The organism is Corallococcus sp. Z5C101001 (assembly GCF_007352635.1).
GTDB classification, from domain to species: domain Bacteria; phylum Myxococcota; class Myxococcia; order Myxococcales; family Myxococcaceae; genus Corallococcus; species Corallococcus silvisoli.
On the sequence record NZ_VKLU01000007.1, the window covers coordinates 171,420 to 196,135 of the forward strand.

Below are 24,716 nucleotides of genomic sequence, written 5' to 3' on the forward strand. Positions count from 1 at the left end.
CCGCGCCGTCCGCCCGGCGTCCGTGTTTCAGGGGGCACCGACGGTCATGGCGCGGAGTTTGAACGGGCGAACGCGCACCGGAACGCCGCTGACCTTCCTGAAGCGGGTCCCCCCTTCCCGCCATGAGAAAGAGTGCACGCTGGCGCACCGTCCCCTCGCATCGCGGTAGCCAGCGCGCGTCCGTCGCGCCACGCTGGCGCTTCCGTGGACGACACCCGCCTCCCCGACCCTGAAGCCCTCCGCCCGCTGCTCACCGACGCGCTGTCGCTGCCCGCGCTGAGTCCCCACGGCCCGCGCCTGGAGCGCCTGCTCGCGGACTACGCCCGGGGCGTCGCCCGCAAGGACGCGCCGCTCGTCGTCGCCCTCGTCGGCGCCACCGGCGCGGGCAAGTCCACCCTGCTCAACGCCCTCGCCGGGCAGTCCCTCTCCCGCGAGGGCGTGGACCGCCCCACCAGCACCGCGTCCACCCTCTTCGCGCCCGAAGGCACGCCCGTGGAGGAGCTGGCCCGCACCGGCGCGCGCGTCGTGCGCTACTCGCCCGGCCCCCAGGGCCTGTGGAGCGGGCAGGTCTTCATCGACACGCCCGACCTCAACAGCGTCGCCACCCAGCACCGCGACGTCGCCCGCGCCGCGCTGGACAAGGCCGATGTCGCCCTCGTCGTCATGCACCGGGGCAGCGTCGCGGAGGCCACCCAGGTGGAGTTCCTGGCCGAGTTCGCCCGCCGCCGCGCCCTCGTCTTCATCCTCAACTTCGCCGACGAGCTCTCCGCCGACTCGCGCGACGCGCTGAAGTCACAGGTCCGCCGCGTCGCCACCCAGCACTACGGCCTCGCCGCGGAGGACGTCCCCGTCTTCGCCATCAGCGCCCGCGCCGCGAAGGACGGCCAGGATGTCTCCGGCGAGTTCGGCCCGCTCCTCTTCCACCTGCGCGGCCTCGCCACCCAGGCCGTCGCCGCGCGCGTGCGCCACACCAACGCCCTGGGCGCGCTGGAGGAGATCGCCTCCACCGTCCAGGCCGCGCTCAGCGAAACGGACGCCCTGCTCGCGAAGACGCGCGCCGCGCTCGACACGGGCCTCGCGCGCGCGGCCGAGGCGCTCCAGGGAGACTTCGACGCGCGGCTGGCCCTGGCCCACGGCCACCTGGCGTCGGAGGTGCGCCGGCAGGCCGCGGGCCGCTTCTGGGGACCCGCCGCGTGGGGCCTGCGCCTGTCGCTGTGGGGCGCCTCCGGCATGGGCGCCGGCGCGCTGGTGGCCCGCCGCAGCCTGCCCGCGGGGCTCGCGGTGGCCGCCGCCTCCACCGTGGTGGACGCCGTGAGGGACCGCACCCGCGCCCGCGCCGCGGAGGTCGCCGTGGTGGAGCCCTTCGAGGACGACTTCCTCGCGGAGTCCGCCGCGCGCACCGCCCTGGCCGAGGCGCGCAGCGTGGCGCGCACCCAGGGCCTGGAGGCGGGGCTGCTCGGCGTGCCCGACGTGGAGGCGATGCTGGCGGAGCTGCGCCTGGCCCGCGCGGGCGCCTGGCGCTACACGGCCTCCACCGCCGTCGCGGAGGCCGTGGCCCGCTGGTGGCGCACGGCCCGGTGGCTGGTGCTGCCGCTCATCAACCTGCCCTTGCTCGCGCTGCTGGGGCACGTGGGCTACCGCGTGGTGCGGGGCTACGTGGAAGGCCCCCTGCTGCCGCTGGAGTACTTCGTCAACGCGGGGGCCTTCTTCGGGCTGCTCGCGGGCGCCGGAGCGCTGCTCGCGTCAGCGAGTCTCGTCGGAGCCGCTCGCCATGCGGGGAGCGCGGGCCGGCGCCGGTTTGTCGAGTCCCTCGCCGCCCTGGGCGGGAGGCTGGGAGAGGCCGTCGATGAGGGCCTTGGCACCGGGCGGCAGGCCGCGCGACGCATCCTGGAGCGGATTCGGGCTGTCGGGTGACATGGACATCACCGCCTGGCCCGGCACGTGGACGCCGCCGTTGGAGGCCAGCATCGGCTGCGCGGAGTCCTTGCACAGCGGCGCCGACACCAGCGTGTCCCGCACCGGATCTCCAAAGCCCACGATGCGCGCGGGCACCGACGGGTTGTTCCACCCGGAGCCCTGCTCCTTCGCGACCTTGAAGTGCAGGTGCGCGCCGCACGCCCAGCCCGTCGCGCCGGAGAAGCCGATGAGCTGCCCCTCCTTCACGCGCTCGCCGGCCTTCACCACCACGGCGCTGAAGTGCAGGTACTGCGTCTCCAGCCCGTCGCCGTGCGAGATGACGACGTAGTTGGCCATCGGCGCGAACTGCTCGCCGCAGCCGCCCTGCTTGCTGTCGCCGCGCGCCATGCGCACCAGGCCGTCATGCGCCGCCACGATGGGCGTGCCCTCCGGCATCCGGAAGTCCCACGCGAAGGTGTCGTTGTGCTGGTGGCTGCCTGTCTCATGGCCCTGGCTCACCGTGTAGATGCGTCCACAGGCGAAGGGCACGCCCACCTCGGGCATGTTCGAGGCCGCCCGGGCGGCGGGGGGGACAGCGGGAGCCGAAGCAAGGAGGGAGCCGACGAGAAGAGCGGAGAAGTTCATATCGGGGCGGGCGGACAACCGGCGCAAGGGCTTGCGGTATTTCCCATCCATTTTCGCCCAATCCCGAACGGATCACTAGCAGGCGAGCCGCGCCCCGCCCTGTCTCACGGGGGCGACCCTTGACCACACTCCAGAGGAGAAAAGGGTCCGAAGCACAAGAGCGCCTGCCTCTCCGCCTGCTTGATGGGCGGGCCGTTTGTCTCTGAACTCAAGCCATCCCAATCCCTGTCATCCGTACGGCCGCAAAGACAGACGCTCGCCCGCTCCCACGCCCCACCAGCGGGCCCGGGCTCCCCCTTCCGCGGCGCGCCTCCACCCCCACGGCCCGGCCCCAACAAAGTGACTGGTCACTTTTTAAGTGACCGGTTATCCTCCCAGGCATGCCCCCGAAGTCCCCCCCCAGGAAGGCCGCGAGGCCGGTGCGCCGCACGCAGGCGGAGCGCCGGGAGACGACGCGGCGCAAGCTGCTGGACGCGACCATCGAGGCGCTGGTGGAGCAGGGCTACGCGCGGCTGACGACGGTGGAGGTGGCGAAGCGGGCGGGGGTGTCCCAGGGGGCGCTCTTCACGCACTTCGACACGAAGGAGGAGCTGCTGGCGGTGGCGGTGGAGCACCTCTTCCCGCGCATCATCCAGGACTACCTGGCGGGCGTGGGGGCGCGGCCTTCGGGGAAGGACCGGGTGGGGGCGGCCGTGGACATGCTGTGGGCGGTGTACCAGCGGCCGGAGCTGCAGGCGGCCGTGGAGCTGTACGTCGCGGCGCGCACCGTGCCGGAGCTGCAGAAGGCGCTGGCGGTGGTGGACGGCCCGCACCGCCAGAACCTGCACCGCGTGGCGCGCGAGCTGTTCCCGGACGTGGCCGCCACGCACCCGGACTTCGACGACGTGGTGGAGCTGGCGTTGGACGCGGTGCAGGGCGCCGCGGTGGGCGGCGCGGCCCGTCCTTCCGACCCGGCGCACCGCCGCATGCTGGACACGCTGGCGCGCTTCATGCGCACCGCCTTCGCGCCCAGGGATTGAGCTTCAGGAGCAGCACGGCAGGAGGTCTTCCATGGACATGACGCACATCCCCGACCTCATCACCCCGGCCATCCCGGTGTTCGTCCTCACCGTCATCGCCGAGGCCCTGTGGGTGAAGAAGCAGCGCGAGGAGGGCGGCGCCAGCACCCTCAAGGGCCACACCTGGAAGGACACCTTCGCCAGCCTCTCCATGGGCCTGGGCAACGTGGCGGTGGGCGTGTTCTGGAAGGGCGTGGCGTTCGCGGGCTACGCGGCGCTCTACCACCTGACGCCGCTGCGCATGGGCGCGGGGGTGTTCGCGTGGGTGCTGCTCTTCTTCCTGGAAGACCTCTGCTACTACGCCTTCCACCGGGTCCACCACGAGAGCCGCCTGTTCTGGGCGTCGCACGTGGTGCACCACTCCAGCCAGCACTACAACCTGTCCACGGCGCTGCGCCAGACGTGGACGCCGATGTCGGGCTGGGCGTTCTGGGCGCCGCTGGCGCTGCTGGGCTTCTCCCCGGAGATGATCGTCACCCAGCAGGCGGTGAGCCTGCTGTACCAGTATTGGATCCACACGGAGGCCATTGGCCAGCTGCCCCGCCCGGTGGAGTGGCTGTTCAACACGCCCTCCCACCACCGCGTGCACCACGCGTCCAACACGGCCTACCTGGACACCAACTACGCGGGCATCCTCATCCTCTGGGACCGGCTCTTCGGCACCTTCACCCCGGAGGGCGAGCGCCCCGTCTACGGGCTGACGAAGAACCTCTCCACGTACAACCCGGTGCGCATCGCGTTCCACGAGTACGCCGCCATCGCGAAGGACGCGGCCCGCCGGGGTCCGCTCAGCCAGCGGCTGGGCTACATCTTCCGCAACCCGGCGTGGAAGCCCAAGGGGGCGCTCCCGCCGCCCATGGAGGCCGCGCACCCCGCTCCGTGAGGCCCCCGACACGCGGGGGCGTGAACCGACCTCCAGGCAACGCGCCCGGTGACATCGTTGCGTCCGCGCCGTGCGGGCCTTGCTACGGTGCGGCGCGACGATTTTCGCGGGCCCGCGGGCTGAAGGCCGGGCCCTCCTGCCAGGGAGTCGGAACATGACGGAGCGCGAGTTGTGGGAGCGGTACCAGCGGCACCTGTGCGTCGTCCCCTCCGTGGGGCTCACGCTGGACATCTCCCGCATGGCCTTCGGCGCGGACTTCCTGGAGGGGATGCGCCCGCGCATGGACGCGGCGTTCCAGGCCATGGACGCGCTGGAGAAGGGCGCCATCGCCAACCCGGATGAGAAGCGCCGCGTGGGCCACTACTGGCTGCGCGCCCCGGAGCTGGCGCCGGACGCGGAGCTGAAGACGGCCATCACCGACATGCAGGCCCAGGTGGCCGCGTTCGCCCGGGACGTGCACGCCGGCAAGGTGAAGCCCCCGAAGGCGGCGAAGTTCACGCAGGTGCTGCTGGTGGGCATCGGCGGTTCCGCGCTGGGGCCGCAGCTGGTCGCGGACGCGCTGGGCTCCCGCCGCGACGCGATGCAGGTGCACTTCCTGGACAACACGGATCCGGACGGCATGGACCGCGTGCTGGGCGCCCTGGGCGAGCGGCTGTCGGAGACGCTGACCGTGGTCATCAGCAAGTCCGGCGGCACCAAGGAGACGCGCAACGGCATGCTGGAGGCGCAGGCCGCCTACACGCAGCGGGGCCTGGACTTCGGCGCGCACGCGGTGGCGGTGACGGGCGACGGCAGCGAGCTGGACCAGTACGCGAAGGCCCACCACTGGCTGCGCACCTTCCCCATGTGGGACTGGGTTGGCGGGCGCACGTCGGTGATGTCCGCGGTGGGGCTGGTGCCGGCGCGGCTGCAGGGGCTGGACGTGGACGGCTTCCTCGCGGGCGCGAAGGCCATGGACGCGGCGACGCGCGTGCATGACGTGGCCCAGAACCCGGCGGCGCTGCTCGCGCTGATGTGGTTCCACGCGGGCGGCGGCAAGGGCCAGAAGGACATGGTCATCCTGCCGTACAAGGACCGGCTGATGCTGATGTCCAAGTACCTCCAGCAGCTGGTGATGGAGTCGCTGGGCAAGGAGCTGTCGCTGGACGGCAAGGTGGTGAACCAGGGCATCGCCGTCTACGGCAACAAGGGCTCCACGGACCAGCACGCGTACGTGCAGCAGCTGCGCGAGGGCGTGAACAACTTCTTCGTCACCTTCGTGGAGGTGCTGAAGGACCGGGACGGCAAGTCGCTGGCGGTGGAGGGCGACAACACCAGCGGCGACTACCTGCTGGGCTTCCTCCTGGGCACGCGCCGGGCGCTGTTCGAGAAGGGCCGCGAGTCCATGACGCTCACCGTGCAGGACGTGAGCGCGCGCACGGTGGGGGCCCTGATTGCCCTGTACGAGCGGGCGGTGGGCCTCTACGCCAGCCTCGTGAACATCAATGCCTATCATCAGCCGGGCGTGGAGGCGGGCAAGAAGGCCGCGGGCCGCGTGCTGGAGCTGCAGGGCAAGCTGCTGGCGCGGCTGCAGGCGGCCCAGGCGGAGGCGCGCTCGGCGGATCAGCTGGCCCAGGACATCGGCGCGGCGGATGAGGTGGAGACGGTGTTCAAGCTGCTGGAGCACCTGTCCGCCAACGGCGACCACGGCGTGAAGCGCTCCGGCGGGGCGCGTCCGGCGGAGGCCCGCTTCCAGGCCGGCTGAGCGCCCAGGGTGGCCGCGCGTCCGCATCCCGACGCGCCGCCCGCCCCCGGGTGCCACGCCGCCCCCACGCCGTGTGAAGGACCGACACCCGCACGGCCCCGGACGGACGGGATGTGGAGGTGCCACGGCGGACGCATGGTGCGGGCTCGCGATCCCGGGAGCCCCTTGATGAAGCCGTCGCCGCCCGACTTCCAGCCCCCTCCGCCTCCGCCCCTGCTGGCGGAGGAGGACCCCTGGCGCTTCGACGCGCTGGGCTGCGTGCGCAGCCGCGACAGCGTCACCCTGGAGGCGCTGCCCCGCGCGCGCTACCGCTCCGCCCTGGAGATCGGGGGCGCCATCGGCGTCTTCACGGAGAAGCTCCAGGCCCGGTGCGACGCCCTGCTCTCCCTGGAGTCCTCCGAGTCCGCCCAGGCCCGCGCCATCCACCGCTGCCGCCACCTGCCTCACGTGCGCTTCCAGCGGCTGGCCGTGCCGGACAGCTACCCGGAAGGGACCTTCGACCTCACCCTGCTCTCCGAGCGCGCCGCCTACTGGAGCCCCGCGGAGCTGGCGCGCGCGCAGGAGCACATCCTCGAACACCTGGAGCCCGGCGGGCACCTGGTGCTGGTCCACTGGACCGGCCAGACGCGCGACATGCGCCTCAACGGCCATGAGGTCCACGACGCCTTCCGCCACCTCTCCCCCAGGTCCCTGCGCCACCTGCGCGGCGAGATGGAGGGCACCTGGCGCCTGGACGTCTTCGAGCGCCTCTGACACGCCCTTCCGTCGAGCGCCCGACCCCCGCGTGAATCCACCGCCCCTCCCGGCCTGGGTCGGCGGTAGAACGCGCGAATGGAACTCGGAATCGCGGGAAAAACGGCGCTCGTCACCGGCAGCAGCCGGGGCATCGGGAAGGCCATCGCCACGGTGCTCTCACGCGAGGGCGCGCGGGTGTGCGTGTGCGGGCGGAACCTGGAGCCGGTGGAGGCCATCGCGAAGGACCTGCGTTCGGAGGGCGCGCAGGTGGCCACGGTGGTGGCGGACGTGGCGACGCAGGAGGGCGCGTACGCGGCGGTGGACTCGGCGGTGCGCGCGTTCGGTTCGCTGGACATGCTGGTGAACAACGTGGGCGGCAGCGGGGGCGCGGGCGGCTTCGACGCGGCCAGCTCGCAGCAGTGGGCGGACGTGCTCCAGCGCAACCTGATGTCCGCGGTGTGGTGCAGCCAGCGCGCGGTGAACGTGATGCGCGCGCGGGGGGGCGGCAGCATCGTGCACCTGAGCTCCATCTTCGGCCGCGAGTACGCCACCAGCGCGCCCTACAGCGCCGCCAAGGCGGGCCTCATCGCGCTGACCAAGGAGATGGCGGTGGACCTGGCCCCCCACCGCATCCGGGTCAACTCCGTGGCGCCGGGCGCCATCCTCTTCCCCGGGGGCAGCTGGGACAAACGCCAGCAGCACGACCCGGAGGCGGTGGCCCGCATGGTGCGCGAGCAGATTCCCTGGGGCCGCTTCGGCACGCCCGAGGAGGTGGCGGACGTGGTGGCGTTCCTGTGCTCGGAGCGGGCGAAGTGGGTCACGGGCTCCACCGTCCCCGTGGACGGCGGGCAGGGCCGCGCCTTCTGAGCCGCGTTCCGCCGCGCAGGCGATAGAGTCCGCGCGCATGAGGCCAACGGAGTGCTGAAGCTCTACAAGAAGGACGGCGACACCCTGCGCTACTGGGAGGCCTGGGAGCACGAGGGGGTCGTCACCGTGCATTGGGGCACCGTGGGCGACGGCGGCGAGCAGAAGGCCGTCCCCGTCCCCCCGGAGGAGGACCCCGACATGGTCATCGCCCAGGAGGCCGAGTCCCTGGTGGACGCCGGCTATGACGAGCCCGAACCGGACGCCATGGCCGTGCTGCTGGTGGAGTACGCCGTGCAGGGCAAGGGCACCGGCCACGACTTCGAGCAGCGCAGCGCCGTGGAGGAGCTGCTGATGGACGCGCTCGGCTGGACGGGCAACGGCGAGGTGGAGGGCGGCGAGACGGAGGAAGGCGTCATGCGCGTGCACTGCCGCGTGATGGACCCGGAGATGGCCGCCCGCACGGTGGTGGAGGCGCTGGACGCGGAGGAGCTGCTGGAGGGCGCGCGCGTGCTGGTGGCCCGGGGCGACGAGAAGCCCCGCGTCGTGCACCCGCCCCTCTTCCCCGTGCTCAAGACGTAGGCGCGCCGGGGGCCGGGGCTCGGGGACGGAAGACGCGGAACAGCAGCACCAGCGACGGCACCACCGTCACCAGCCCCACCGCGAGCGCGACGAACAGCACCCGCTGCACCGCCGGCGGCGCCGCCGCGGCCTGGAGCGTCAGGGTCGGATAGACCAGGTACGGCGCCTGCGACACCGCCCACCCCAGCACGATGAGCCCGCCCTGGGTGGCCGCCGCCACCCGCGCGGCCCGGAAGCGCCGCGTCCACAGCAGCGCGAACGCCGTCACCGCCGCCACGGCCGTGCCCGCGTGCAGCGCCAGCGCGAACGGCGTCTGGGACAGGCCCGTCCACACCCGGGGCGCGCCCTGCCGCGACAAGAGCAGGGCCGCCAGCGCCAGCGGGAACAAGAGCCCGCCCGTCACCAGCGCCCGGCGCCGGAAGTCCTCCGCCAGCTCGCGCGTGGGCGCCTCGTGCGTGAGGTACACCGCCGCCAGGAACGCGAACAGCCCCAGCGTCAGCACGCCGACGGACAGCGCGAAGGGCGACAGCCACGAGGCGAAGAAGCTGCTCACCACCGCGTGCCCCTGCATCCGGATGGCGTCGCTGGCCACCGCGCCCACGCACATGCCCAATAGCAGCGGCGCCACCACGCTCGCGACGCTGAAGACGACGCCCCAGTTCCGCTCCACCGCGTCGCCGCGCGTGTCGTAGGCGCGGAACGTGAACGCCGTGCCTCGGAACACGATGCCCAGCACCAGCAGCGTCAGGGGCACGTGCAGGGCCACGCTCAGCGCCGCGAAGGCGCGCGGAAAGCCGCTGAAGAGCAGCACCAGCCCGACGATGAGCCAGACGTGGTTCACCTCCCACACCGGCCCGATGGCGCGGGCGATGAGCGCGCGCTGCTCCGCCTTGCGCGGCCCGGCCGCCAGGAGGTCCCACACCCCGCCTCCGAAGTCCGCTCCGCCCAGGAGCGCGTACAGCACGAAGGTGCCCGCCACCGCGAACCCCAGCACGTCCTCAGTGGGCATGGGCCCCTCCCCCTTCCACGGCGCCGGGCGGCTTGGGCAGCGTGGCCGCCACCTGCCGCCAGAGCACGAAGAGCACCATCACGCCCAGGAACAGGTACACCGCCGTGAAGGTGAAGAAGGGCGCGGCCAGGTGCGGCACCGGCGTCACCGCCTCGCCCGTGCGCATCACGCCCCGGACGATCCAGGGCTGCCGGCCCCACTCGGTGACCAGCCACCCGGACTCCAGCGCCACCAGCCCCAGCGGCCCCGCCGCGAGCCACGCGCGCATCATCCCCGTGCCGTGCGGCCACTCGCGCCCCCGCCACCGGCGCCACAGCGTCACCGCCGCGAGCAGCGCCATCAGGCTGCCCGTGCCCACCATCACCTGGAAGGCCACGTGCACCTTCGCCACCGGAGGCCAGACGTCGCGGGGGAACGCATTCAGGCCCTTCACCTCCGCGTCCGGGTCGCCAAAGGCCAGGATGGACAGCCCCTTGGGCACGTCGATGGCGCCCCTCACCGTGCGCGTCTCCACGTCCGGCAGGCCGCCCAACCGCAGGGGCGCGCCCACCTCCGTGTCGAACTGCCCCTCCATCGCGGCCAGCTTCACCGGCTGCGCACGGGCCACGTGCTTCGCGGACAGGTCCCCCACCAGCGGCTGCGCGAGCGCGGTGAGGCACGCCAGCGGCAGCGCGACGGACAGCGCCTTCCTGTGGAACGCCGCGCCGGGGTGCCGGAGCAGGATGAAGGCGTGGATGCCCGCCATCGCGAACGCGGTGGCCTGGTAGCTGGACAAGAGCACGTGCGTCGTCTGGTACTGCCAGCCGGGGCTGAACATCGCCACCAGCGGCTGCACGTCCGTGGGCCCCGCGGCCGTGGCCGTGAAGCCGGACGGGTTGTTCATGAACGTGTTCACCAGCGTGACGAAGAACGCGCTCGCCGCGCCGCTCACCGCCACCATCACGCCGCTGAACAGGTGCAGGCCCGGCGACACCCGCTCGCGCCCGTACAGGTAGATGCCCAGGAAGATGGCCTCGGTGAAGAAGGCCACGCCCTCCAGGCTGAACGGCAGGCCAATGACCTCGCCGTAGCGGCCCATGAACTCCGGCCACAGGAGGCCCAGTTCGAAGGAGAGCACCGTCCCCGACACCGCCCCCACCGCGAACAGGATGGCGGTGCCCTTGGCCAGCTTCTCGCTGAGCCTCCGGTAGTCCGCGTCCTGCGTGCGCCGGTGCTTCAGGTCGCTCAACACCATCAAGACCGGCAACGCCACGCCCGCCGCCGCGAACACGATGTGGAACGCGAGCGACAGCCCCATCTGCGCACGCGCATAGAGCAGGTCCGTCATGCGCATCAGTATGTTTTATGTTCGCATTTCACGCATTCACGATTTCTTATCAGTGTTCACAGGCGCCTTGGCAAGGGCCCTGGAGGGCACCAGGGACTGCATGGAGTTGCGGGCCACGGCGGTGGCGAGCGTGGTGGCGAAGATCATCACCAGCTTGCGGCCCAGCTCGGTGCCCAGCGGCCGGTCCTCGATGCTGGTGGCCAGCCGGTCCGGGTGGGCCCAGGCGCGCTCCAGGGCCTTGCGGCGCTGGCGGCGCACGCGCTCGTCGTGGTGCCGGGCGCGGTAGAGGGCGAAGCCCAGGCCCGCGCCCAGCACCACCAGCGCGGCGGCGCCCGCGACGAGGAGCAGGTCGCGGTGCTGGTTGACGTGGTAGCGCAGGTCGGTGGCGCGGGCGCGCCGGCGGTCCAGCTCCTCCAGCGTGAGGAGCAGCTCGTCGCGGATGCGGTCCGCGGTCTGCTCCACCTGCTCGCGGTCGCCCATGCGGCGGGTGATGGCGTGTTCGGCGTGCGCGTCCGTGTCGGGTCCCTGGCTCATTGCAGCGTCTCCCGGGTCAGCTGGAGGTCCGTCTTCAAGCGCTCCTGGGTGTGGACCAGCGGCTTCTTGGGGATCCGCTTCGAGCCCAGGAACAGGAGGAGGCCGGCCAGCGCCAGCAGCACCACGCCCACGATGGCGACGCCCAGGGCGGCCACCACGGGGATGGCCAGCCCCAGCGCGACGAGGAGCACCGCCAGGGACGTGAGGGCCAGCACCGCCCCCGCGCCCAGGAAGATGCCCGCCATCTTGGCGGCCTGGAGCTCCTGCTTGAGCTCCTTCTTGGCGTGCATGACCTCCGCCCTCACCAACAGGCGGGTCTCCGACAGCGCGTGCCGGATGAGCTCCGGGGTGGAGAGCGTCTCCAGCTGGCTGCGCTCCAGGCGTTCCGATTCGAGGTCCACGACCGTGCCTCCGACAGAATGGCGCCAGGGACAACGGCCAGCGGACGCCTGACAGGCATCCCGGCCGCCCCCGGTCTGTCCCTCAAGGTGGTCAGGAAGGGTGGGCGGGAGAAGTCCCGGCGCACACCCCTTCATCGTCCGGCTGCCTGCCTGGTGCCCCCGCCTCGTGGGACGGGGGGCCTGGGCGGCGGCTAACGGCGGCGCTGCTGGTGGGCGAGCGCGGTGGCCAGCGTCTCGCGCACCTGGCGGGCCCGGAACAGCCGGTCCGCGGTGTCCAGCAGGTTCTCCGCGTACAGGACCTGCTTGCGCAGGCGGGCGGGGATGGCGCGCGTGCCCAGGTGCGCGCCCAGGAGCGCGCCGGTGAGGGCCGCGGCCACGTCCGCCTCGCCGCCGCAGCGCAGCGTGAGGACGACGGCCTCGCGGAAGTCGTGCGGCACCTTCAGCGTCGCGTACAGGGAGGTGAGCAGCACCGGCACCACGTGGCACGGCAGGCCGTCCACGCCCTTCAGCTCGCTGGGGGGCACGCCCACCTTGCGCAGCTGGTTGAGGGCGCGCTGGGTGTCCCAGGTGAGCAGGCGCGGCAGGTGGCGGATCTCCTCCGCCAGGTTCTTGTCGTGCACCGCGGCGGCCAGGGACAGGGCCTCGCAGAAGGCGGCGGGGGTGAGGGCCTCCTCCTCCATGCCCAGCGCCACCGCCTGCGCGAACGCGGCGGCGGCGGCGGCGCAGACGGGGTCCTTGTGCGTGATGACGGTGAGCACGCCCGCGTCGTGCGGCATGCGCGCGCGCTGGCCGCTCTCGAAGAGGCCCACCACCAGCGCGCGGCTGAGCACCGACGCGCACTTCGTGCCCAGGGGCGCGCCCGCGCTCATCCAGGGCGTGCCGCCCGCGAGCCGCTGGAGCGACTCGGAGAGGCTGCGCGGCGGCTGGAGGATGATGCCCTCCTGCCACAGCCACGCCAGGTGCGCCGCCGCGCTGCGGCCGTCCACCTTGCCCTCGCGGATGACGCTCTCCGCGGCGGCGAGCAGCAGCTGCGTGTCGTCGCTGAACTGGCCCTTGGCGAACTTGCCGCGCGGCCGGGGGGCGAAGTCCTCCGCGAGCCCTGGCAGCCGCGCCAGGCTCGCCGGGGGGATGCCCCTCAGCGGGAAGCCGAGCGCATCCCCGATGGCGAGCCCGAGAAACGCCGCATGGAACCTGTCCTGGCGGTCTGCGGGAGTCAGCGGCATCGGAGGGGTTGAGATTACCCGAGCCTCAGCCAAGGACGAGCACCGAGATGAACGCTGCGTGGGCGCGCGACGCGACGGCGTTTCGATCATGGGGCCTTGACGTGCAGGCAGCGGGTGCGGTGGAGCGATGGACAAGAAAGGTCCCGCCGAATTGCACCGCGCGCGTCGACACTGTCCGCCTCCTCCGCCGTCACCGCGGCACAACCGGGGGCGCGGTAGCTATCGCATCCCGCTGCGTTTCAGCAAGCAGGCGAGCCCGATGACGTGCGCGAGTTCCCCGCCATGTCCAACTTCGGAAGCTGTGCATGGACCGAAAGGAACGCACGGGTGGCCGCGCGTGGGTGCGCAAGGCGCCGTGCGCGTGCACCGCACACGGGATCAGGTGTTCACCTTGACGCGCGCGCCCTCCCGCTGCCCACGTGAGCCACCGCCCATCCATGCCGCGCATGGGGAGCGCGAGGCCATCCACGCGGCGCATGCGCGGCGCGCGGCTCACCCTCCGTCGCGGCCCAGGTTGACCACCGCGAGCAGCCGCGCCACCACGGCCTCCGCGCCCTGGTGCAGCCGCGTGCCGTCCCACAGCGCGGGGGACGTGTGGCCGCCGCGCTCCCGCCAGTCCTGCTCCACCTCCGCGTAGGTGAGGTTGCGGAAGCGCACGCGGTCCTCCAGCGCGTGGTCGGTGACGAAGCGACGCGCGGTGGCGGACGGGGGATCCGCGATGCGGTGGAACAGCTCCAGCACGGGAGAGACGGAGTCGGTCATGGCGGCGCCGCATCATGCCTTCGGCGCGGCGGCGGCGCGCGCGCGCCCGGAAACGCGAAAAGGGTGGAGCGCCGTGCCCCGGTGTCACGGGGCCTCAGGCTCCACCCTTCCGGTCCATCAGGCGCCCTCACGCGAGGGCGCGGGAGGGCTCAGCGGGACTCGGCGGCGCCGATGCGCGCGGCCTCGCGGCGCACCGCGGCCTGCTCCAGCGCGTAGCGCGCGTCCGCGCTGTTCAGGTCCTTGAGGCGCGCCTCGGCCTCCGCCATGCGGCGGCGGGCGCCGGAGACGTCGATGCCGGTGACGTGCTCGGCGGCGTCCGCGAGCACCAGCACCTTGTCGTTGCTCACCTCCACGAAGCCACCGGCCACGAAGTAGCGGTCCTGGCGGCCGGCCTCGATGAGGGTCAGCGTGCCGGGCTCCACCAGCGACAGGAACGGCGTGTGGCCGGGACGCACGCCGAACAGGCCCTCTCCGCCCGGCACGATGGCCTCGTCGGCCTGCACGGACAGGATGCGCTTCTCGGGGGTGACGATCTCGACAGTCAGCTTGGCCATGAAGGTCCTCGTGCTACCGCATCAGAAAGTCAGCCGCTGGGTCTGCACGCCCACCGGCTCGAACTCCAACATCCCGGCGTCCGTCAGGCGGGGGCCCTTGCCCGGAATGCCCAGCGTGCCTTCCAGCCACTTGAGGTGGTGCGCCATCTGCCGCACCTCCGGGAGCTGCCTGGTCGTCATCAGCTCCGTCAGCCGGCGCTCCTGGAGCTTCTGCCCGGTGCGGTCGAACTGGGCCGCCACCATCACCCGCGCCCAGGACAGGTCCACGCCGCGCTTCTTCTTCTTGCTCTTGCTGGGGAGCGGCTTGCCCTTCTCCACCAGCGGGTAGAGCACCCAGACCTTCTCCCCGTCGTTGGACGCGAAGTACAGGTCATCCACCGTCCCCACGCACACGTCCGCCGCCCAGAGAGGCCCGTTCTCCTTGAGCATCTCCAGCCGGCACTTCCCCACGCCCACGTCCACCGTGCGCACGCTGTAGAGGCCGTTCGCGCTCACCCGTGCCCGGCTGCCGCGCTCCTCCGCCAGGGCGGAAGGCGCGGCACCACAGACGAGCAGGACGAGCGCGGCGGTCAGGCGCATGGGGCTCTCGGAGGGCGCGGTTAGGCGGCCGCCAGCTTGCGGGCCTTCTCCTGCGCCTCTTCGATGGCGCCCACCATGTAGAAGGCGGACTCCGGCAGGTCGTCGTGCTTGCCTTCCGCGATCTCCTTGAAGCTGCGGATGGTGTCCTTCAGCGACACGTAGCGGCCGTCCAGGCCGGTGAAGACCTTGGCGACGAAGAAGGGCTGGGACAGGAAGCGCTGGATCTTGCGGGCGCGCGCCACGGACAGCTTGTCCTCTTCGGACAGCTCGTCCATGCCGAGGATGGCGATGATGTCCTGGAGCTCCTTGTAGCGCTGCAGGATGCCCTGGATGCGGCGGGCCACGGCGTAGTGCTCCGCGCCCAGCACGTCCGCGGAGAGGATGCGGCTGGTGGAGTCCAGCGGATCCACGGCGGGGAAGATGGCGAGCTCCGCGATGGAGCGGTTGAGCACCGTGGTCGCGTCCAGGTGGGCGAACGCGGTGGCGGGCGCCGGGTCCGTCAGGTCGTCCGCGGGCACGTAGATGGCCTGCACGGAGGTGATGGAGCCCTTGGTGGTGGAGGTGATGCGCTCCTGCAGGCCGCCCATCTCCGTGGCGAGCGTGGGCTGGTAACCCACCGCGCTGGGGATGCGGCCCAGGAGGGCGGACACTTCCGAGCCGGCCTGGGTGAAGCGGAAGATGTTGTCCACGAAGAGGAGCACGTCACGGCCCTCCACGTCGCGGAAGTACTCCGCCATGGTGAGCGCGGAGAGGGCCACGCGGGCGCGGGCGCCGGGCGGCTCGTTCATCTGGCCGTACACGAGGACCGCCTGGCTCTTCTCCAGGTTGTCGGTCTGGATGACCTTGGTCTCCTGCATCTCGTGGTACAGGTCGTTGCCTTCGCGGGTGCGCTCGCCGACGCCGGCGAACACGGAGAAGCCGCCGCGCTCCACCGCCACGTTGCGGATGAGCTCCTGCAGGAGCACCGTCTTGCCCACGCCGGCGCCGCCGAACAGGCCGATCTTGCCGCCACGGGTGTAGGGGGCGAGCAGGTCGATGACCTTGATGCCGGTCTCGAACATCTGCACGCGCACGTCCTGCTCCGTGAACGGCGGGGGCGCGCGGTGGATGGGCCAGTACTCGGTGGCGTTCACCGGGCCCATCTCGTCCACCGGATCGCCGGTGACGTTCATGATGCGGCCCAGGGTGGCCTTGCCCACCGGCACCTGGATGGGGGCGCCCGTGCTGCGCACCGCCATGCCGCGGCCCAGGCCCTCCGTGGAGTCCATGGCGATGCAGCGCACCGTGTTCTCACCCAGGTGCTGAGCGACCTCGACGGTGAGGTTGTCCTTCTCCGCGTTCAGGTTGGGGTTGGTCACCTTGAGGGCGGCGTACACCTCAGGGAGCCCGCCGGGCGGGAACTCCACGTCGACCACGGGGCCGAGAACCTGCGTGATCTTGCCAGTCGTCGGGACTTGAGCGCTCATGGGACTCCTCTGCCTTGTCTCGTATGGCGAGCGGCCGGGGCGCCGCCGCCCGTCAGGAAATCGACCCCGAAGAGGGGTGTGGGCGGGCCCCCTTTACCGGGGGGGGCCCGGCAGGGTCAAGCCTCCCGGGTCCGCGCACGTAAGTCCCGCTTAGCGGAGCGGTGTCCGGCGCGCCAGCCCCCCCTGTGCATCCTTGCCCTCCGCCTGCCCGGACGCCCTCCTGGAACGACGAAGGGCCCGCCTTCCGCGCCGTGAGGCGGGAAGCGGGCCCTCGTGGGCTGAGGCGGGGCGGCGGACCGTCCCCCTGGCGGAGCTACTTGAGGGCTTCCGCGCCGGAGACGATCTCCATCAGCTCCTTGGTGATGACCGCCTGACGGGTGCGGTTGTAGAGCAGGGTGTAGCTGGAGATCATGTCCGTGGCGTTGTTGGTGGCGTTCTCCATGGCGCTCATGCGCGCGCCCTGCTCGCTGGCCACGCTCTCCAGCAGCGCCCGGTACAGCTTGATGTTGACCGCCTGGGGCACCAGCCGGTCCAGCACGGCCTGGCGGGACGGCTCGTACTTGAAGTCCACCAGCGCGGGCTCCGCGGTCACCGTCTCCGGGGTGGGCGCGGGCTCGGCGGCCTTCGTGGTGGCGGGCTGCAGGGGCAGCAGCTGCGACACGACGACGTTCTGGGTGATGGCGGAGACGAACTCGTTGTAGACGACGTAGACCGCGTCGACCTCGTCGTTGAGGAAGGCGGCGGCCAGCTCCTCCGCGACGTTGGCGGCGGCGCGGTAGTTGAGCGTCGCGTACAGGCCGGCGAAGTCCTTGCGGATGGACTGGCCGCGGTTGCGGAAGAAGTCGTTGCCCTTGCGGCCCACCGTCGAGACGCGCACCTGGAGCTCGCTGTGCTCGTACAGGAAGCGGTTGGCGCGGCGGATGACGTTGGAGTTGAAGCCGCCGGCGAGGCCGCGGTCGGAGGTGAGCAGCAGCAGCTCCACGCGGCGCACCGGGCGGGAGGCCAGCAGCGGGTGGGCCAGCTCCTGGTCGGCGGAGCGGACGGCCAGCTCGGAGATGATCTGCTCCAGCGTCTGCGCGTACGGGCGCGCGGCGAGGATGGCGTCCTGCGCCTTCCGCAGCTTCGCGGCGGAGACCATCTTCATGGCCTTGGTGATCTGCCGCGTGTTCTTCACCGAGCGGATGCGCTTGCGGATGTCGCGAAGGGACGCCATGGACCGGAAACTCCTCTGGGACGACGTGCGGCGCGCGCCCCGGAAACGGCCCGGGCTGGCCTTAATGGGACGGCGGGCCCCCTATATAGGCGGGGCGGAGGCCGGTCAACGGCGGGGTGCCCGGAACGGGCCTGGCCACCGGCCGTCCAGGGGCCGGGCGGGCGTGAACAGTTCCCGGCGCCGGGCCGCACGGTGCGCTTTTCGTGGGTCGCTCGCCGGAAGAGAATGGCTCCTTCCGAGCGTTTCGTGGGGTCCATGAGGGCAGGCGGCACGACCAGGGTGTGGGTGCGCAGGGGCCTGGGGCTGCTCGGGCTGGCCCTGGCCGTGGTGCTGGGGCTGTCTCACTTCGTGCGCCTGCGCTACCAGGGCCGCATCGTGCCGCTGGCCGTGGCCCCGGAGGCGCCCCTGGCGCTGGTGTTCGGGGCGGGGCTGGCGCCGGGCGCGGTGCCCTCGCCGGTGCTGGCGCAGCGGCTGGACGCGGCCATCGCGCTGTGGCGGCAGGGCAAGGTGCAGGCGCTGCTGGTGAGCGGGGACAACTCCGCGCCCTTCCACGCCGAGACGCGGGCCATGCGGCGCTACCTGCTGGAGCGCGGGGTGCCGGAGGCGGCGGTGCTGGGCGACGAGGCGGGGCTGTCCACCTATGACAGCTGCCTGAGGGCCCACACGGTGTTCGGCGCGACCCGGGCGGTGCTCGTCACGCAGCGCTTCCACCTGTCGCGGGCGCTGTTCATCGCCAATTCGGTGGGCATCGACGCGTGGGGCGTGGCGGCGGACGAGGGCCGCGCGACCCCCTGGCGCTACACGCTGCGCGAGACGCTTTCCCGCGTGCTCGCGCTGGGGATGGTGCTGCTGGACGTGAAGCCCGGCAGCCCCGACAGCCGGCCGCCGACGGCCCCTCGCTGACGGAGCAGGGCCCGGCAGGCAGGCGGGCGGCGTGGATTGCCGGTGCCCCGCGGGGGGCTCATTTTCGAGGGGACACGGAAGCTTTCTCAACCGTCCCTGTCGAGGAGACCCCCATGCGGTTCAACAAGCTCGGAGACGAGGATGTGGGCGAGTCCAGCTCGCTGCGCCACCGGAACCCTGAAACCGGGGAGGACGAGATCAACATCTCGGATCAGGACATGGCCCTGTCCCCACCGATGGAGGAAGAGGCGGATGCGCGGGACATCCTGCCGGATCAGATCCAGCGCTTCGGCCGGGGCGAGGAGGAAGAGGAGCGAGAGCTGACCGCTCAGCCGGACGAGCCGGGGCCCCGCGCGCAGACGCCCGATCTGCTCCCCGAGGAGTAGCCGGCCCGGAGCTTGATGACTGCCGCCCCGACCGGGCGGTTTCCAGCAGGGCGCGTCCCCGAGTGGGACGCGCCCGTTTTTTCAGGGGGCTGGCCGCGTGTGGCCAACCGCGTGTGGAGGGAGGAGCCCGTGGGCTTCCTCCCATCCACCGGTGAGGCTCAGGACCGCCGGCTCGCGGGCTTCTTCACCGTGGGCTTGCGGGCCCCGGCCTTCGTCGCGGTGGCAGCCTTGCCTGGGCCCTTCTTCGCGGCGGCGCCCTTCGTGGCGGCGCCACGCGTCGAGGCGGCGCCCTTCTTCACGGTGGTGGCCCCACGCGTCGAGGCAGCGGCGTTCTTCGCGGCGCCGACCCCGCGCGTCGAGGCAGCGCCCTTCTTCGCGGCGCTCGCTCCACGCTTCGAGGCAGCAGCGTTCTTCGCGGCGGCGTTCTTCGCGACGGAGGCCCCGCGCGTCGAGGCAGTGCCCTTCTTCGCGGCGCTGGCTCCACGCTTCGAGGCAGCGCCCTTCTTCGCGGCGCTGGCTCCACGCTTCGAGGCAGCGCCCTTCTTCGCGGCGGCGCTCTTCTCGGCGGCGGCGCTCTTCTCGGCGGCGCTCTTCGCGGCGGCGTTCTTCTCGGTGGCGCTCTTCGCGGCGGGGGCCCCGCGCGTCGACGTATCGCCCTTCTTGGCGGCGTTCTTCGCGGCGCTGGCTCCACGCGTCGGGACAGCGGTCTTGCCCGGGGCCTTCTTCGCGGCACCGCGCGCGGGCGCGGACTTCGCAGCCGCCTTGCTCGCGGCCGTCCCCGTCGCGGACCCACCCGCGGGCACGGAGCCCTTCGCAGCGGACTTCTTCGCGGCCGCCTTGCCTGTTCCCGCGCCTGCCACGGGCTCGCCGGTGGACACGGGCTTCGTCGCGGTCGGCCTCTTCACCGTGGCCCCACGGGGCCTCGCGGCCACGGGTGGAGCCTCCAAGGGCGCCGGGGCGGCCCTCTTCACGGCGGGGCGGGTCACCTCCGTCTCCGTGAACAGCTCCTCCTGCTCGACGGCCTCGGACTCCTCGTCCTCGTCACGAGCAAGGTCCTCCAGGTCGCTCGCGGAGCCACCGCCGCCCTCGTCCTCGTCCCCCGTGTCGGCCGCGGCGCCGGACAGCGCGCCCTGGAGCACGGCGTTCATGGCGCGCGCGAAGGTCCGCTCCCCGAAGCTCTCCACCTCTTCCACCGGCGGGACCAGCACCTCGAGCATGTCCTTGAGCGTGCGGTACAGCCGCATCTCCCGCTTCTCGCCGTCCCAGGTGCCGAAGACCCAGTCGTCGCCGTCCAGGGCGCTCATCCAGCCGGGCAGCGGCCCACCACCATCCCCCTGCTCCTCCATCGCGGACTTGCGCGCGACGAACAGGTGCCGGTGCGCCCCCTTCAGCCCGAAGCGCCAGACGCCCGCGGCCGGGAGCCCCACCACCATCAGCCGGCTCTTCTCCAGGACGCTGGGCGCGCCCGCCTCGCCGCGCAGCGGATACAGGCGCACCTCGCCCTGGAACTCACCGCCGTTCAGCGCCAGGTACAGGTCCGCGAGATCCGCGGGGAACGGGACGCCGCACTCCGTCTCGGCGCGGCGGACCTCCTCCGCCAGCACCCCCTCCGAGGTCGCCTTCGCCGACTTGCGCAGTGCCTCCAACCACTCGTGCATGACCCCTCCATGACATCGACAGCCACCGGGGTCCGCACCTTATGGCGCCTGGGCCCCCGTGCGCAGTGTGCATGTCGGGTTTCGTCGACCCGACACCTGTAGACATATCTGGAGAACCTGACACGCCCGCCCCCTCCATCCCCCCTGCCCGCCTGCCCCGGGGGCCTCCAGGCTGGATGGAAGCCCGGCCCCCAGGGGGTTAGGAAGGACGCCATGGCGCATCCCGTGAGCTACGAGGCGACGACCGAGACCTTCGACTCGCTCGTCATGGAACCCCGCGACGAGCTGGTGGTGGTGGACTTCTGGGGCCCCGGCTGCCCCAACTGCGACATCTACGCGGCGGCCGAACCCGACCTGCTGGCGGAGCTGGACGGCGCGCCCCTGCGTGTCGTCAAGGTCAACGCCTACGAGCACGAGGCCCTGGCCACCCGCTTCGGCCTGTTCGGCATCCCCACCTTCCTGCTGTTCCGCAACGGGAAGCTGCTGGGGAAGATGAGCCAGTACTACGGCAAGCCGTACTTCCTGGGCGTCATCCGCGACCACCTGCCCGGGGGCGCCGCGGCCGGGGCCTGACGGCCCGGCTTGCCCTACTCCCGGTAGCCGCGCGCCTGGAGGCGGAACAGGTGCGCATACCGCCCGTCGAGCGCCATCAGCTCGTCGTGGCTGCCCAGCTCCTGCACCGTCCCGTTGTGCAGCACGGCGATCTGATCCGCCATGCGCACCGTGGAGAAGCGGTGCGAAATCACGATGGCGATGCGGTCCGCGGCCAGCGCCTGGAAGCGCTCGAAGAGCGCGTGCTCCGCCTCCGCGTCGATGCTCGCGGTGGGCTCGTCCAGGATGAGCACCTCCGCGTCGTCCCGCATGAAGGCCCGCGACACCGCCAGCTTCTGCCACTGGCCGCTGGACAGCTCCTGGCCCTTCTCGAACCAGCCACCCAGCATCGTGTCGTACTGGCCGGGCAGCGCCGCGATGACCGTGTTCGCCCCGCCCTGCTCCGCCGCGCGGTGGATGCGCGGCCGGTCCTCCAGCGCGTCCACGTGCCCCAGGCCGATGTTCTCCGCCACGCTGAACTGGTAGCGCACGAAGTCCTGGAACACCGCCCCGAAGCGGCTGCGCAGGTCGCCCGCCTCCATCGAGGACGTGTCCACGCCGCCGTAGAGGATGGTCCCCTCCGTGGGCTCGTACATGCGCAGCAGCAGCTTCACCAGCGTGCTCTTCCCCGCGCCGTTCTCCCCCACCAGCGCGAGCTTCTGGCCCGGCTTGAGCGTGAGCGACACGTTGCGCAGCGCCCACGCGTCCTTGCCCGCGTAGCGGAAGGACACGTCCCTCAGCTCGATGGCGTTGCCGCGCCCGCGCGGCGGCGTGACGGCGGGCAGCACCTTCGGCGTCTCCCCCAGGGTGGGGATGTCCAGGTAGGCGAAGAGGTTGCTCATGAAGAGCGCGTCCTCGTACATGGAGCCCACGCTGGTGAGGATGCCCTGGAACGCGGCCTGCCCCTGCCGGAACACGGACAGGTACAGCACCATGTCGCCCACGGTGATGCCGCCGGCCGCCGCGCGGCTCGCCACGAAGAGGTAGCAGCCGTAGAAGGCCGCCAGCGACACCAGGCCCAGGCCCAGGCCCCACGCCATGCGCTTGCGCGCGAGCGCCCGGTCCTCCGCGAAGAACTTCTGGAACAGCGCGCGGTAGCGGCCCAGCACCAGCGGCCCCAACCCGAAGAGCTTCACCTCCTTCACGGTGCTGTCGCGCGTGAGGATCCACTCCAGGTAGTTGAGCTTGCGGCCCTCCGGCGCGCGCCACGAGTACAGCCGGAAGCCCTCCGCCGCCAGCCGCGCCTCCGCGATGAACGCGGGGATGGACGCCAGCAGCAGCACGCCCACGCTCCACGGCGACAGCGACACCAGCAGCACCGCGTAGGTGGACAGGGTGATGACGTTGCGCACGATGCTGAACGCCTGCATCACCAGCGACAGCGGCCGCGCGTTCGCCTCGCGCCGCGCGTTCTGCATCTTGTCGTAGGTGTCCGAGTCCTCGAAGTGCTGGAGCTCCAGCTCCAGGGCCTTCTGGAGGATGCGCTCGTTGAGCAGGTTGCCCAGGTGCGCGCGCAGCAGGTCCCGGGTGAGCGTCAGCGCGCGGTCCACCACGGCCGAGCCCACCATCAGCCCGAACTCCGTGGCCACCAGCCCCAGCACCCGCGAGTGCGCCTGGGCGTCGCCCTTCGCCGCGGCCACCACCGTGTCCACGATGAGCTTGCCCACCCACGCGATGCTCGCCGGCAGCACCGCCGCCACCAGCGTGAGCGCGCCCAGCACCACCGCGCCCCGGGGGCTCGCCTGCCAGAAGAGGCGGAAGGTGCCCGGCAGCTGCTTGAACAGGACGCCCGCGTTCTTCAGGCGGGCGCGGAGCGACGGCGGTGTCTGCGGCGAGGGAGGTGGCAAGGTGCCGCCCCTCATAACGCGCCGACGCCCGCCGCGCTGGGCTCCCGGGCTTCTCCCGCCTCAGTCGTGGACGATGGGGCGGGACGGCGCCTCACCGTCCCCCAGGGCGGCGGGCGGGGCGGCGTGACGCGAGATGAGCACGTCGCAGTGCGAGCGCGCCAGCACCCCTTCGGTGAGCGGCGAGGGCGGGTTCGCCGTGGACATGCCCAGCGTCAGCAGGTCGGATTCGCGCTCGATGGACTCCGCGTGGATGCACTCCAGCGGGTCGCCCATGCGCACGCGCAGCTCCAGGGCCCGGCCCGTCTCGCGGTAGGGCGCCAGGAAGCGCCCGAGCGCCGCGCGGGCGGCGTCCTCGCGCTCCTGCCGCGACCGCAGCCACTGCGCCAGCGGGGCCGCCTGGCCGGGCGGCGCGGCGTCCTCCTCCCGCAGGTCCACCACGTGCAGCACCTCGATGGGCGTCGAGGCCGGGCACAGGCGCATGGTCAGCTCCAGCGCCCGGCGCGACTCGCGGGAGAAGTTCACCGCGACGAGGGGCCGGTGGTACACGCGGCCCGGGTGCGGCACCACCACCAGCACCGACGCGTCCACCTCGCGCACCAGCCGCATCACCACGGACGTGTCGGGCAGCGGCTTCGCGGGATACGTGGGATGCGGCCGGCCCACCACCAGCACCTCCACGCCCTCGTCCTTCGCCAGCGCCGCCGCCACGTGCGGCGCGTCACCGGTGCGCAGCTCCTCGCGCACGTCCACGTCCGGGCGCTGCCGCAGCCGCCGGACAGCCGACGCCACCGAACGGCGCAGACAGCGCTCTCCGGCCAGCGTGCCATCCGGCCCGGTGTGGCCGTCCAGCGGCGGGCTCGCGTGCAGGACGATGAAGGACGCCCCGTGCGCCAGGGGGAGCCGCAGCGCTCGAGCCAGCGCGAACTCGGACTGGAGGGAGAAGTCCACCCCCACCACGACCCGCTTCAGGCCGCGCTGGGCGCGCAGCAGCCCTTCGGGCAACAGGGGCAGGCCGCCCCCTCTGGAAGACACGTTCGCTCTCATCTCGGCACCCTTCCTTCCACCACCTGACCGCATGGACGTCCGGGGCGTGGCGGCGTCGCCACTCACGCGCGCGGGCGGAACCTCCGACGTACGGCCTCACGGGCTCCGCCTCACGCAGGCCCTCATGCACATACATTCAGGCCGGCCGCCGGATGTGCCACCCGTCTCGCAGGGACGCCACTCCCGCGGCCGGGCAGGCGAGCGCAAGGCGTCATCGGGCGGCGGTCCAGGTCGTCCAGACGGACGCACGTGTCAGTGCGACACCTCCCCTGCTGTAACGTTTTCAGGGCATGGCTCCGTTTCGTGCAACGGGTCCGGGGCAGGCATGCGGTCAGGGCAGGCACATCAAGGCGTTGGGACGTTCACCGCTGGACCCTGACGGACGGGGGCGCTTTCCGAGGCTCGGCCAGCCCTTTGCAAAGGCCTCGGTCTGGCCGGTGACGTGGCCGTGGGTGGCGGGTCGGACGGCAGGAAGCAAGGGAGCGGGACATGCGCGGCGTCATCACCGGACGTGAGGTGGTTGCCAACCTGGGGCTCATCTACCGGGAGTTTGGAACAGCCTGTGTGCTGCGCTGTCTCTGGGTGATGGTCAGCGGCAAGTCCACCACCTTCCTCGAAGTGGCGTGCCCCTGCGAGAAGCTGCGGCAGTAGGCGCCCGCCGAAGCAAACAGCCCGGGCCGCGAAGAAGCACACAGGCTTCCGCGGCCCGAACGGTTCCAGCCCTGGAATGCTGGCCTAGGCCGTGTCTGATGGATGTGGGAGCGCCGGTTGTTGTCTCCGCAAGGAGGCAAGGCGAGATGATGCGCTACGAG

At 72.1% G+C, this 24,716-nt stretch carries 24 protein-coding genes and 1 pseudogene; 11 read left to right on the forward strand and 14 right to left on the reverse strand.

The window, feature by feature from the left end; translation table 11 throughout:
• Positions 1-204: 204 nt before the first annotated feature.
• Positions 205-1,914 carry a GTPase gene (locus tag FOF48_RS17765; RefSeq protein ID WP_143903200.1) on the forward strand — a complete coding sequence of 570 codons (1,710 nt, stop codon included), beginning with the start codon at positions 205-207 and terminating at the stop codon, positions 1,912-1,914.
• 225 nt (positions 1,915-2,139) lie between these two features.
• Here the strand turns inward: FOF48_RS17765 and FOF48_RS37740 are convergent.
• Positions 2,140-2,592: pseudogene (locus FOF48_RS37740) on the reverse strand (M23 family metallopeptidase); the annotation flags it as partial.
• A 329-nt stretch (positions 2,593-2,921) separates the two neighbouring features.
• Here FOF48_RS37740 and FOF48_RS17775 point away from each other — a divergent pair.
• The 6 genes from FOF48_RS17775 (at position 2,922) to FOF48_RS17800 (ending at position 8,407) form a co-directional block, all read left to right on the forward strand.
• Positions 2,922-3,560 carry a TetR/AcrR family transcriptional regulator gene (locus tag FOF48_RS17775; RefSeq protein ID WP_143903202.1) on the forward strand — a complete coding sequence of 213 codons (639 nt, stop codon included), beginning with the start codon at positions 2,922-2,924 and terminating at the stop codon, positions 3,558-3,560.
• A 31-nt stretch (positions 3,561-3,591) separates the two neighbouring features.
• Positions 3,592-4,482 carry a sterol desaturase family protein gene (locus FOF48_RS17780; protein ID WP_143903204.1) on the forward strand — a complete coding sequence of 297 codons (891 nt, stop codon included), beginning with the start codon at positions 3,592-3,594 and terminating at the stop codon, positions 4,480-4,482.
• Between the two features lie 154 nt (positions 4,483-4,636).
• A complete protein-coding gene (locus FOF48_RS17785; protein WP_143903206.1) occupies positions 4,637-6,226 on the forward strand; it encodes a glucose-6-phosphate isomerase in 1,590 nt (529 codons plus the stop codon).
• 168 nt (positions 6,227-6,394) lie between these two features.
• Complete coding sequence (locus FOF48_RS17790) at positions 6,395-6,979, forward strand: SAM-dependent methyltransferase (RefSeq protein WP_143903208.1); 585 nt, start codon at positions 6,395-6,397, stop codon at positions 6,977-6,979.
• A gap of 78 nt (positions 6,980-7,057) precedes the next feature.
• Complete coding sequence (locus FOF48_RS17795) at positions 7,058-7,828, forward strand: SDR family NAD(P)-dependent oxidoreductase (RefSeq protein WP_143903210.1); 771 nt, start codon at positions 7,058-7,060, stop codon at positions 7,826-7,828.
• A 51-nt stretch (positions 7,829-7,879) separates the two neighbouring features.
• The gene (locus FOF48_RS17800; RefSeq protein WP_143903212.1) at positions 7,880-8,407 is read left to right on the forward strand and encodes a hypothetical protein; all 528 of its coding nucleotides are present in this window, start codon (positions 7,880-7,882) and stop codon (positions 8,405-8,407) included.
• On the opposite strand, the gene FOF48_RS17805 is transcribed toward FOF48_RS17800, so the two are convergent.
• The 10 genes from FOF48_RS17805 to atpG form a co-directional block, all read right to left on the reverse strand.
• Complete coding sequence (locus FOF48_RS17805; protein ID WP_143903214.1) at positions 8,397-9,416, reverse strand: cytochrome d ubiquinol oxidase subunit II; 1,020 nt, start codon at positions 9,414-9,416, stop codon at positions 8,397-8,399. The two genes, FOF48_RS17800 and FOF48_RS17805, sit on opposite strands and share 11 nt — an antisense overlap.
• The gene (locus FOF48_RS17810) at positions 9,406-10,743 is read right to left on the reverse strand and encodes a cytochrome ubiquinol oxidase subunit I (protein ID WP_235685613.1); all 1,338 of its coding nucleotides are present in this window, start codon (positions 10,741-10,743) and stop codon (positions 9,406-9,408) included. Before FOF48_RS17810 ends, FOF48_RS17805 begins: the two co-directional genes overlap by 11 nt.
• A gap of 36 nt (positions 10,744-10,779) precedes the next feature.
• Complete coding sequence (locus FOF48_RS17815) at positions 10,780-11,277, reverse strand: hypothetical protein (RefSeq protein ID WP_143903218.1); 498 nt, start codon at positions 11,275-11,277, stop codon at positions 10,780-10,782.
• Positions 11,274-11,678: a phage holin family protein gene (locus tag FOF48_RS17820; protein ID WP_143903220.1), complete on the reverse strand. Its 405-nt coding sequence runs from the start codon at positions 11,676-11,678 to the stop codon at positions 11,274-11,276. Before FOF48_RS17820 ends, FOF48_RS17815 begins: the two co-directional genes overlap by 4 nt.
• A gap of 191 nt (positions 11,679-11,869) precedes the next feature.
• Positions 11,870-12,901, reverse strand: coding sequence for an ADP-ribosylglycohydrolase family protein (locus tag FOF48_RS17825; protein ID WP_143903222.1), 1,032 nt, complete (start codon positions 12,899-12,901; stop codon positions 11,870-11,872).
• Between the two features lie 492 nt (positions 12,902-13,393).
• A complete protein-coding gene (locus FOF48_RS17830) occupies positions 13,394-13,663 on the reverse strand; it encodes a hypothetical protein (protein WP_143903224.1) in 270 nt (89 codons plus the stop codon).
• A gap of 149 nt (positions 13,664-13,812) precedes the next feature.
• Positions 13,813-14,217 (reverse strand): F0F1 ATP synthase subunit epsilon, encoded by a 405-nt coding sequence (locus FOF48_RS17835; protein WP_143903226.1) that lies wholly within the window; start codon positions 14,215-14,217, stop codon positions 13,813-13,815.
• A gap of 21 nt (positions 14,218-14,238) precedes the next feature.
• Positions 14,239-14,796: a hypothetical protein gene (locus tag FOF48_RS17840; RefSeq protein ID WP_143903228.1), complete on the reverse strand. Its 558-nt coding sequence runs from the start codon at positions 14,794-14,796 to the stop codon at positions 14,239-14,241.
• 20 nt (positions 14,797-14,816) lie between these two features.
• Positions 14,817-16,262: a F0F1 ATP synthase subunit beta gene (gene atpD, locus FOF48_RS17845; RefSeq protein ID WP_143903230.1), complete on the reverse strand. Its 1,446-nt coding sequence runs from the start codon at positions 16,260-16,262 to the stop codon at positions 14,817-14,819.
• A gap of 313 nt (positions 16,263-16,575) precedes the next feature.
• Complete coding sequence (gene atpG, locus FOF48_RS17850) at positions 16,576-17,475, reverse strand: ATP synthase F1 subunit gamma (RefSeq protein ID WP_143903232.1); 900 nt, start codon at positions 17,473-17,475, stop codon at positions 16,576-16,578.
• Positions 17,476-17,700: 225 nt separating this feature from the next.
• Between atpG and FOF48_RS17855 the strand changes: the two genes are divergently transcribed.
• Positions 17,701-18,378, forward strand: coding sequence for a vancomycin high temperature exclusion protein (locus FOF48_RS17855; RefSeq protein ID WP_143903234.1), 678 nt, complete (start codon positions 17,701-17,703; stop codon positions 18,376-18,378).
• Between the two features lie 113 nt (positions 18,379-18,491).
• On the forward strand, positions 18,492-18,764 hold the full coding sequence (locus FOF48_RS17860) for a hypothetical protein (protein WP_143903236.1): 273 nt from the start codon (positions 18,492-18,494) through the stop codon (positions 18,762-18,764).
• Between the two features lie 158 nt (positions 18,765-18,922).
• Here FOF48_RS17860 and FOF48_RS17865 read toward each other — a convergent pair whose 3' ends face one another.
• On the reverse strand, positions 18,923-20,422 hold the full coding sequence (locus FOF48_RS17865; RefSeq protein WP_186001956.1) for an SMI1/KNR4 family protein: 1,500 nt from the start codon (positions 20,420-20,422) through the stop codon (positions 18,923-18,925).
• Between the two features lie 213 nt (positions 20,423-20,635).
• Between FOF48_RS17865 and FOF48_RS17870 the strand changes: the two genes are divergently transcribed.
• On the forward strand, positions 20,636-20,995 hold the full coding sequence (locus tag FOF48_RS17870; RefSeq protein ID WP_143903238.1) for a co-chaperone YbbN: 360 nt from the start codon (positions 20,636-20,638) through the stop codon (positions 20,993-20,995).
• A gap of 14 nt (positions 20,996-21,009) precedes the next feature.
• Here FOF48_RS17870 and FOF48_RS17875 read toward each other — a convergent pair whose 3' ends face one another.
• Positions 21,010-22,875, reverse strand: a complete 1,866-nt coding sequence (locus tag FOF48_RS17875) for an ABC transporter ATP-binding protein (protein ID WP_143903240.1) — start codon at positions 22,873-22,875, stop codon at positions 21,010-21,012.
• Positions 22,876-22,920: 45 nt separating this feature from the next.
• Entirely contained in the window at positions 22,921-23,892 is a 972-nt protein-coding gene (locus FOF48_RS17880) for a universal stress protein (RefSeq protein WP_255442320.1), read from the reverse strand.
• 501 nt (positions 23,893-24,393) lie between these two features.
• On the opposite strand from FOF48_RS17880, the gene FOF48_RS36485 reads away from it, so the two are divergent.
• Complete coding sequence (locus FOF48_RS36485) at positions 24,394-24,555, forward strand: hypothetical protein (protein ID WP_186001957.1); 162 nt, start codon at positions 24,394-24,396, stop codon at positions 24,553-24,555.
• The last annotated feature ends 161 nt before the right edge of the window (positions 24,556-24,716 follow it).

Excerpts from the sequence above, each read along its gene's own strand:
- FOF48_RS36485 (WP_186001957.1), top strand. The coding sequence starts at position 24,394 with ATGCGCGGCGTCATCACCGGACGTGAGGTGGTTGCCAACCTGGGGCTC.
- atpG (WP_143903232.1), bottom strand. The coding sequence starts at position 17,475 with ATGGCGTCCCTTCGCGACATCCGCAAGCGCATCCGCTCGGTGAAGAAC.
- FOF48_RS17790 (WP_143903208.1), top strand. The coding sequence starts at position 6,395 with ATGAAGCCGTCGCCGCCCGACTTCCAGCCCCCTCCGCCTCCGCCCCTG.
- FOF48_RS17840 (WP_143903228.1), bottom strand. The coding sequence starts at position 14,796 with ATGCGCCTGACCGCCGCGCTCGTCCTGCTCGTCTGTGGTGCCGCGCCT.
- atpD (WP_143903230.1), bottom strand. The coding sequence starts at position 16,262 with ATGAGCGCTCAAGTCCCGACGACTGGCAAGATCACGCAGGTTCTCGGC.
- FOF48_RS17805 (WP_143903214.1), bottom strand. The coding sequence starts at position 9,416 with ATGCCCACTGAGGACGTGCTGGGGTTCGCGGTGGCGGGCACCTTCGTG.
- FOF48_RS17830 (WP_143903224.1), bottom strand. The coding sequence starts at position 13,663 with ATGACCGACTCCGTCTCTCCCGTGCTGGAGCTGTTCCACCGCATCGCG.
- FOF48_RS17860 (WP_143903236.1), top strand. The coding sequence starts at position 18,492 with ATGCGGTTCAACAAGCTCGGAGACGAGGATGTGGGCGAGTCCAGCTCG.
- FOF48_RS17810 (WP_235685613.1), bottom strand. The coding sequence starts at position 10,743 with ATGACGGACCTGCTCTATGCGCGTGCGCAGATGGGGCTGTCGCTCGCG.
- FOF48_RS17775 (WP_143903202.1), top strand. The coding sequence starts at position 2,922 with ATGCCCCCGAAGTCCCCCCCCAGGAAGGCCGCGAGGCCGGTGCGCCGC.
- FOF48_RS17785 (WP_143903206.1), top strand. The coding sequence starts at position 4,637 with ATGACGGAGCGCGAGTTGTGGGAGCGGTACCAGCGGCACCTGTGCGTC.
- FOF48_RS17780 (WP_143903204.1), top strand. The coding sequence starts at position 3,592 with ATGGACATGACGCACATCCCCGACCTCATCACCCCGGCCATCCCGGTG.
- FOF48_RS17825 (WP_143903222.1), bottom strand. The coding sequence starts at position 12,901 with ATGCCGCTGACTCCCGCAGACCGCCAGGACAGGTTCCATGCGGCGTTT.
- FOF48_RS17875 (WP_143903240.1), bottom strand. The coding sequence starts at position 22,875 with ATGAGGGGCGGCACCTTGCCACCTCCCTCGCCGCAGACACCGCCGTCG.
- FOF48_RS17795 (WP_143903210.1), top strand. The coding sequence starts at position 7,058 with ATGGAACTCGGAATCGCGGGAAAAACGGCGCTCGTCACCGGCAGCAGC.
- FOF48_RS17870 (WP_143903238.1), top strand. The coding sequence starts at position 20,636 with ATGGCGCATCCCGTGAGCTACGAGGCGACGACCGAGACCTTCGACTCG.
- FOF48_RS17855 (WP_143903234.1), top strand. The coding sequence starts at position 17,701 with ATGGCTCCTTCCGAGCGTTTCGTGGGGTCCATGAGGGCAGGCGGCACG.
- FOF48_RS17865 (WP_186001956.1), bottom strand. The coding sequence starts at position 20,422 with ATGCACGAGTGGTTGGAGGCACTGCGCAAGTCGGCGAAGGCGACCTCG.
- FOF48_RS17835 (WP_143903226.1), bottom strand. The coding sequence starts at position 14,217 with ATGGCCAAGCTGACTGTCGAGATCGTCACCCCCGAGAAGCGCATCCTG.
- FOF48_RS17815 (WP_143903218.1), bottom strand. The coding sequence starts at position 11,277 with ATGAGCCAGGGACCCGACACGGACGCGCACGCCGAACACGCCATCACC.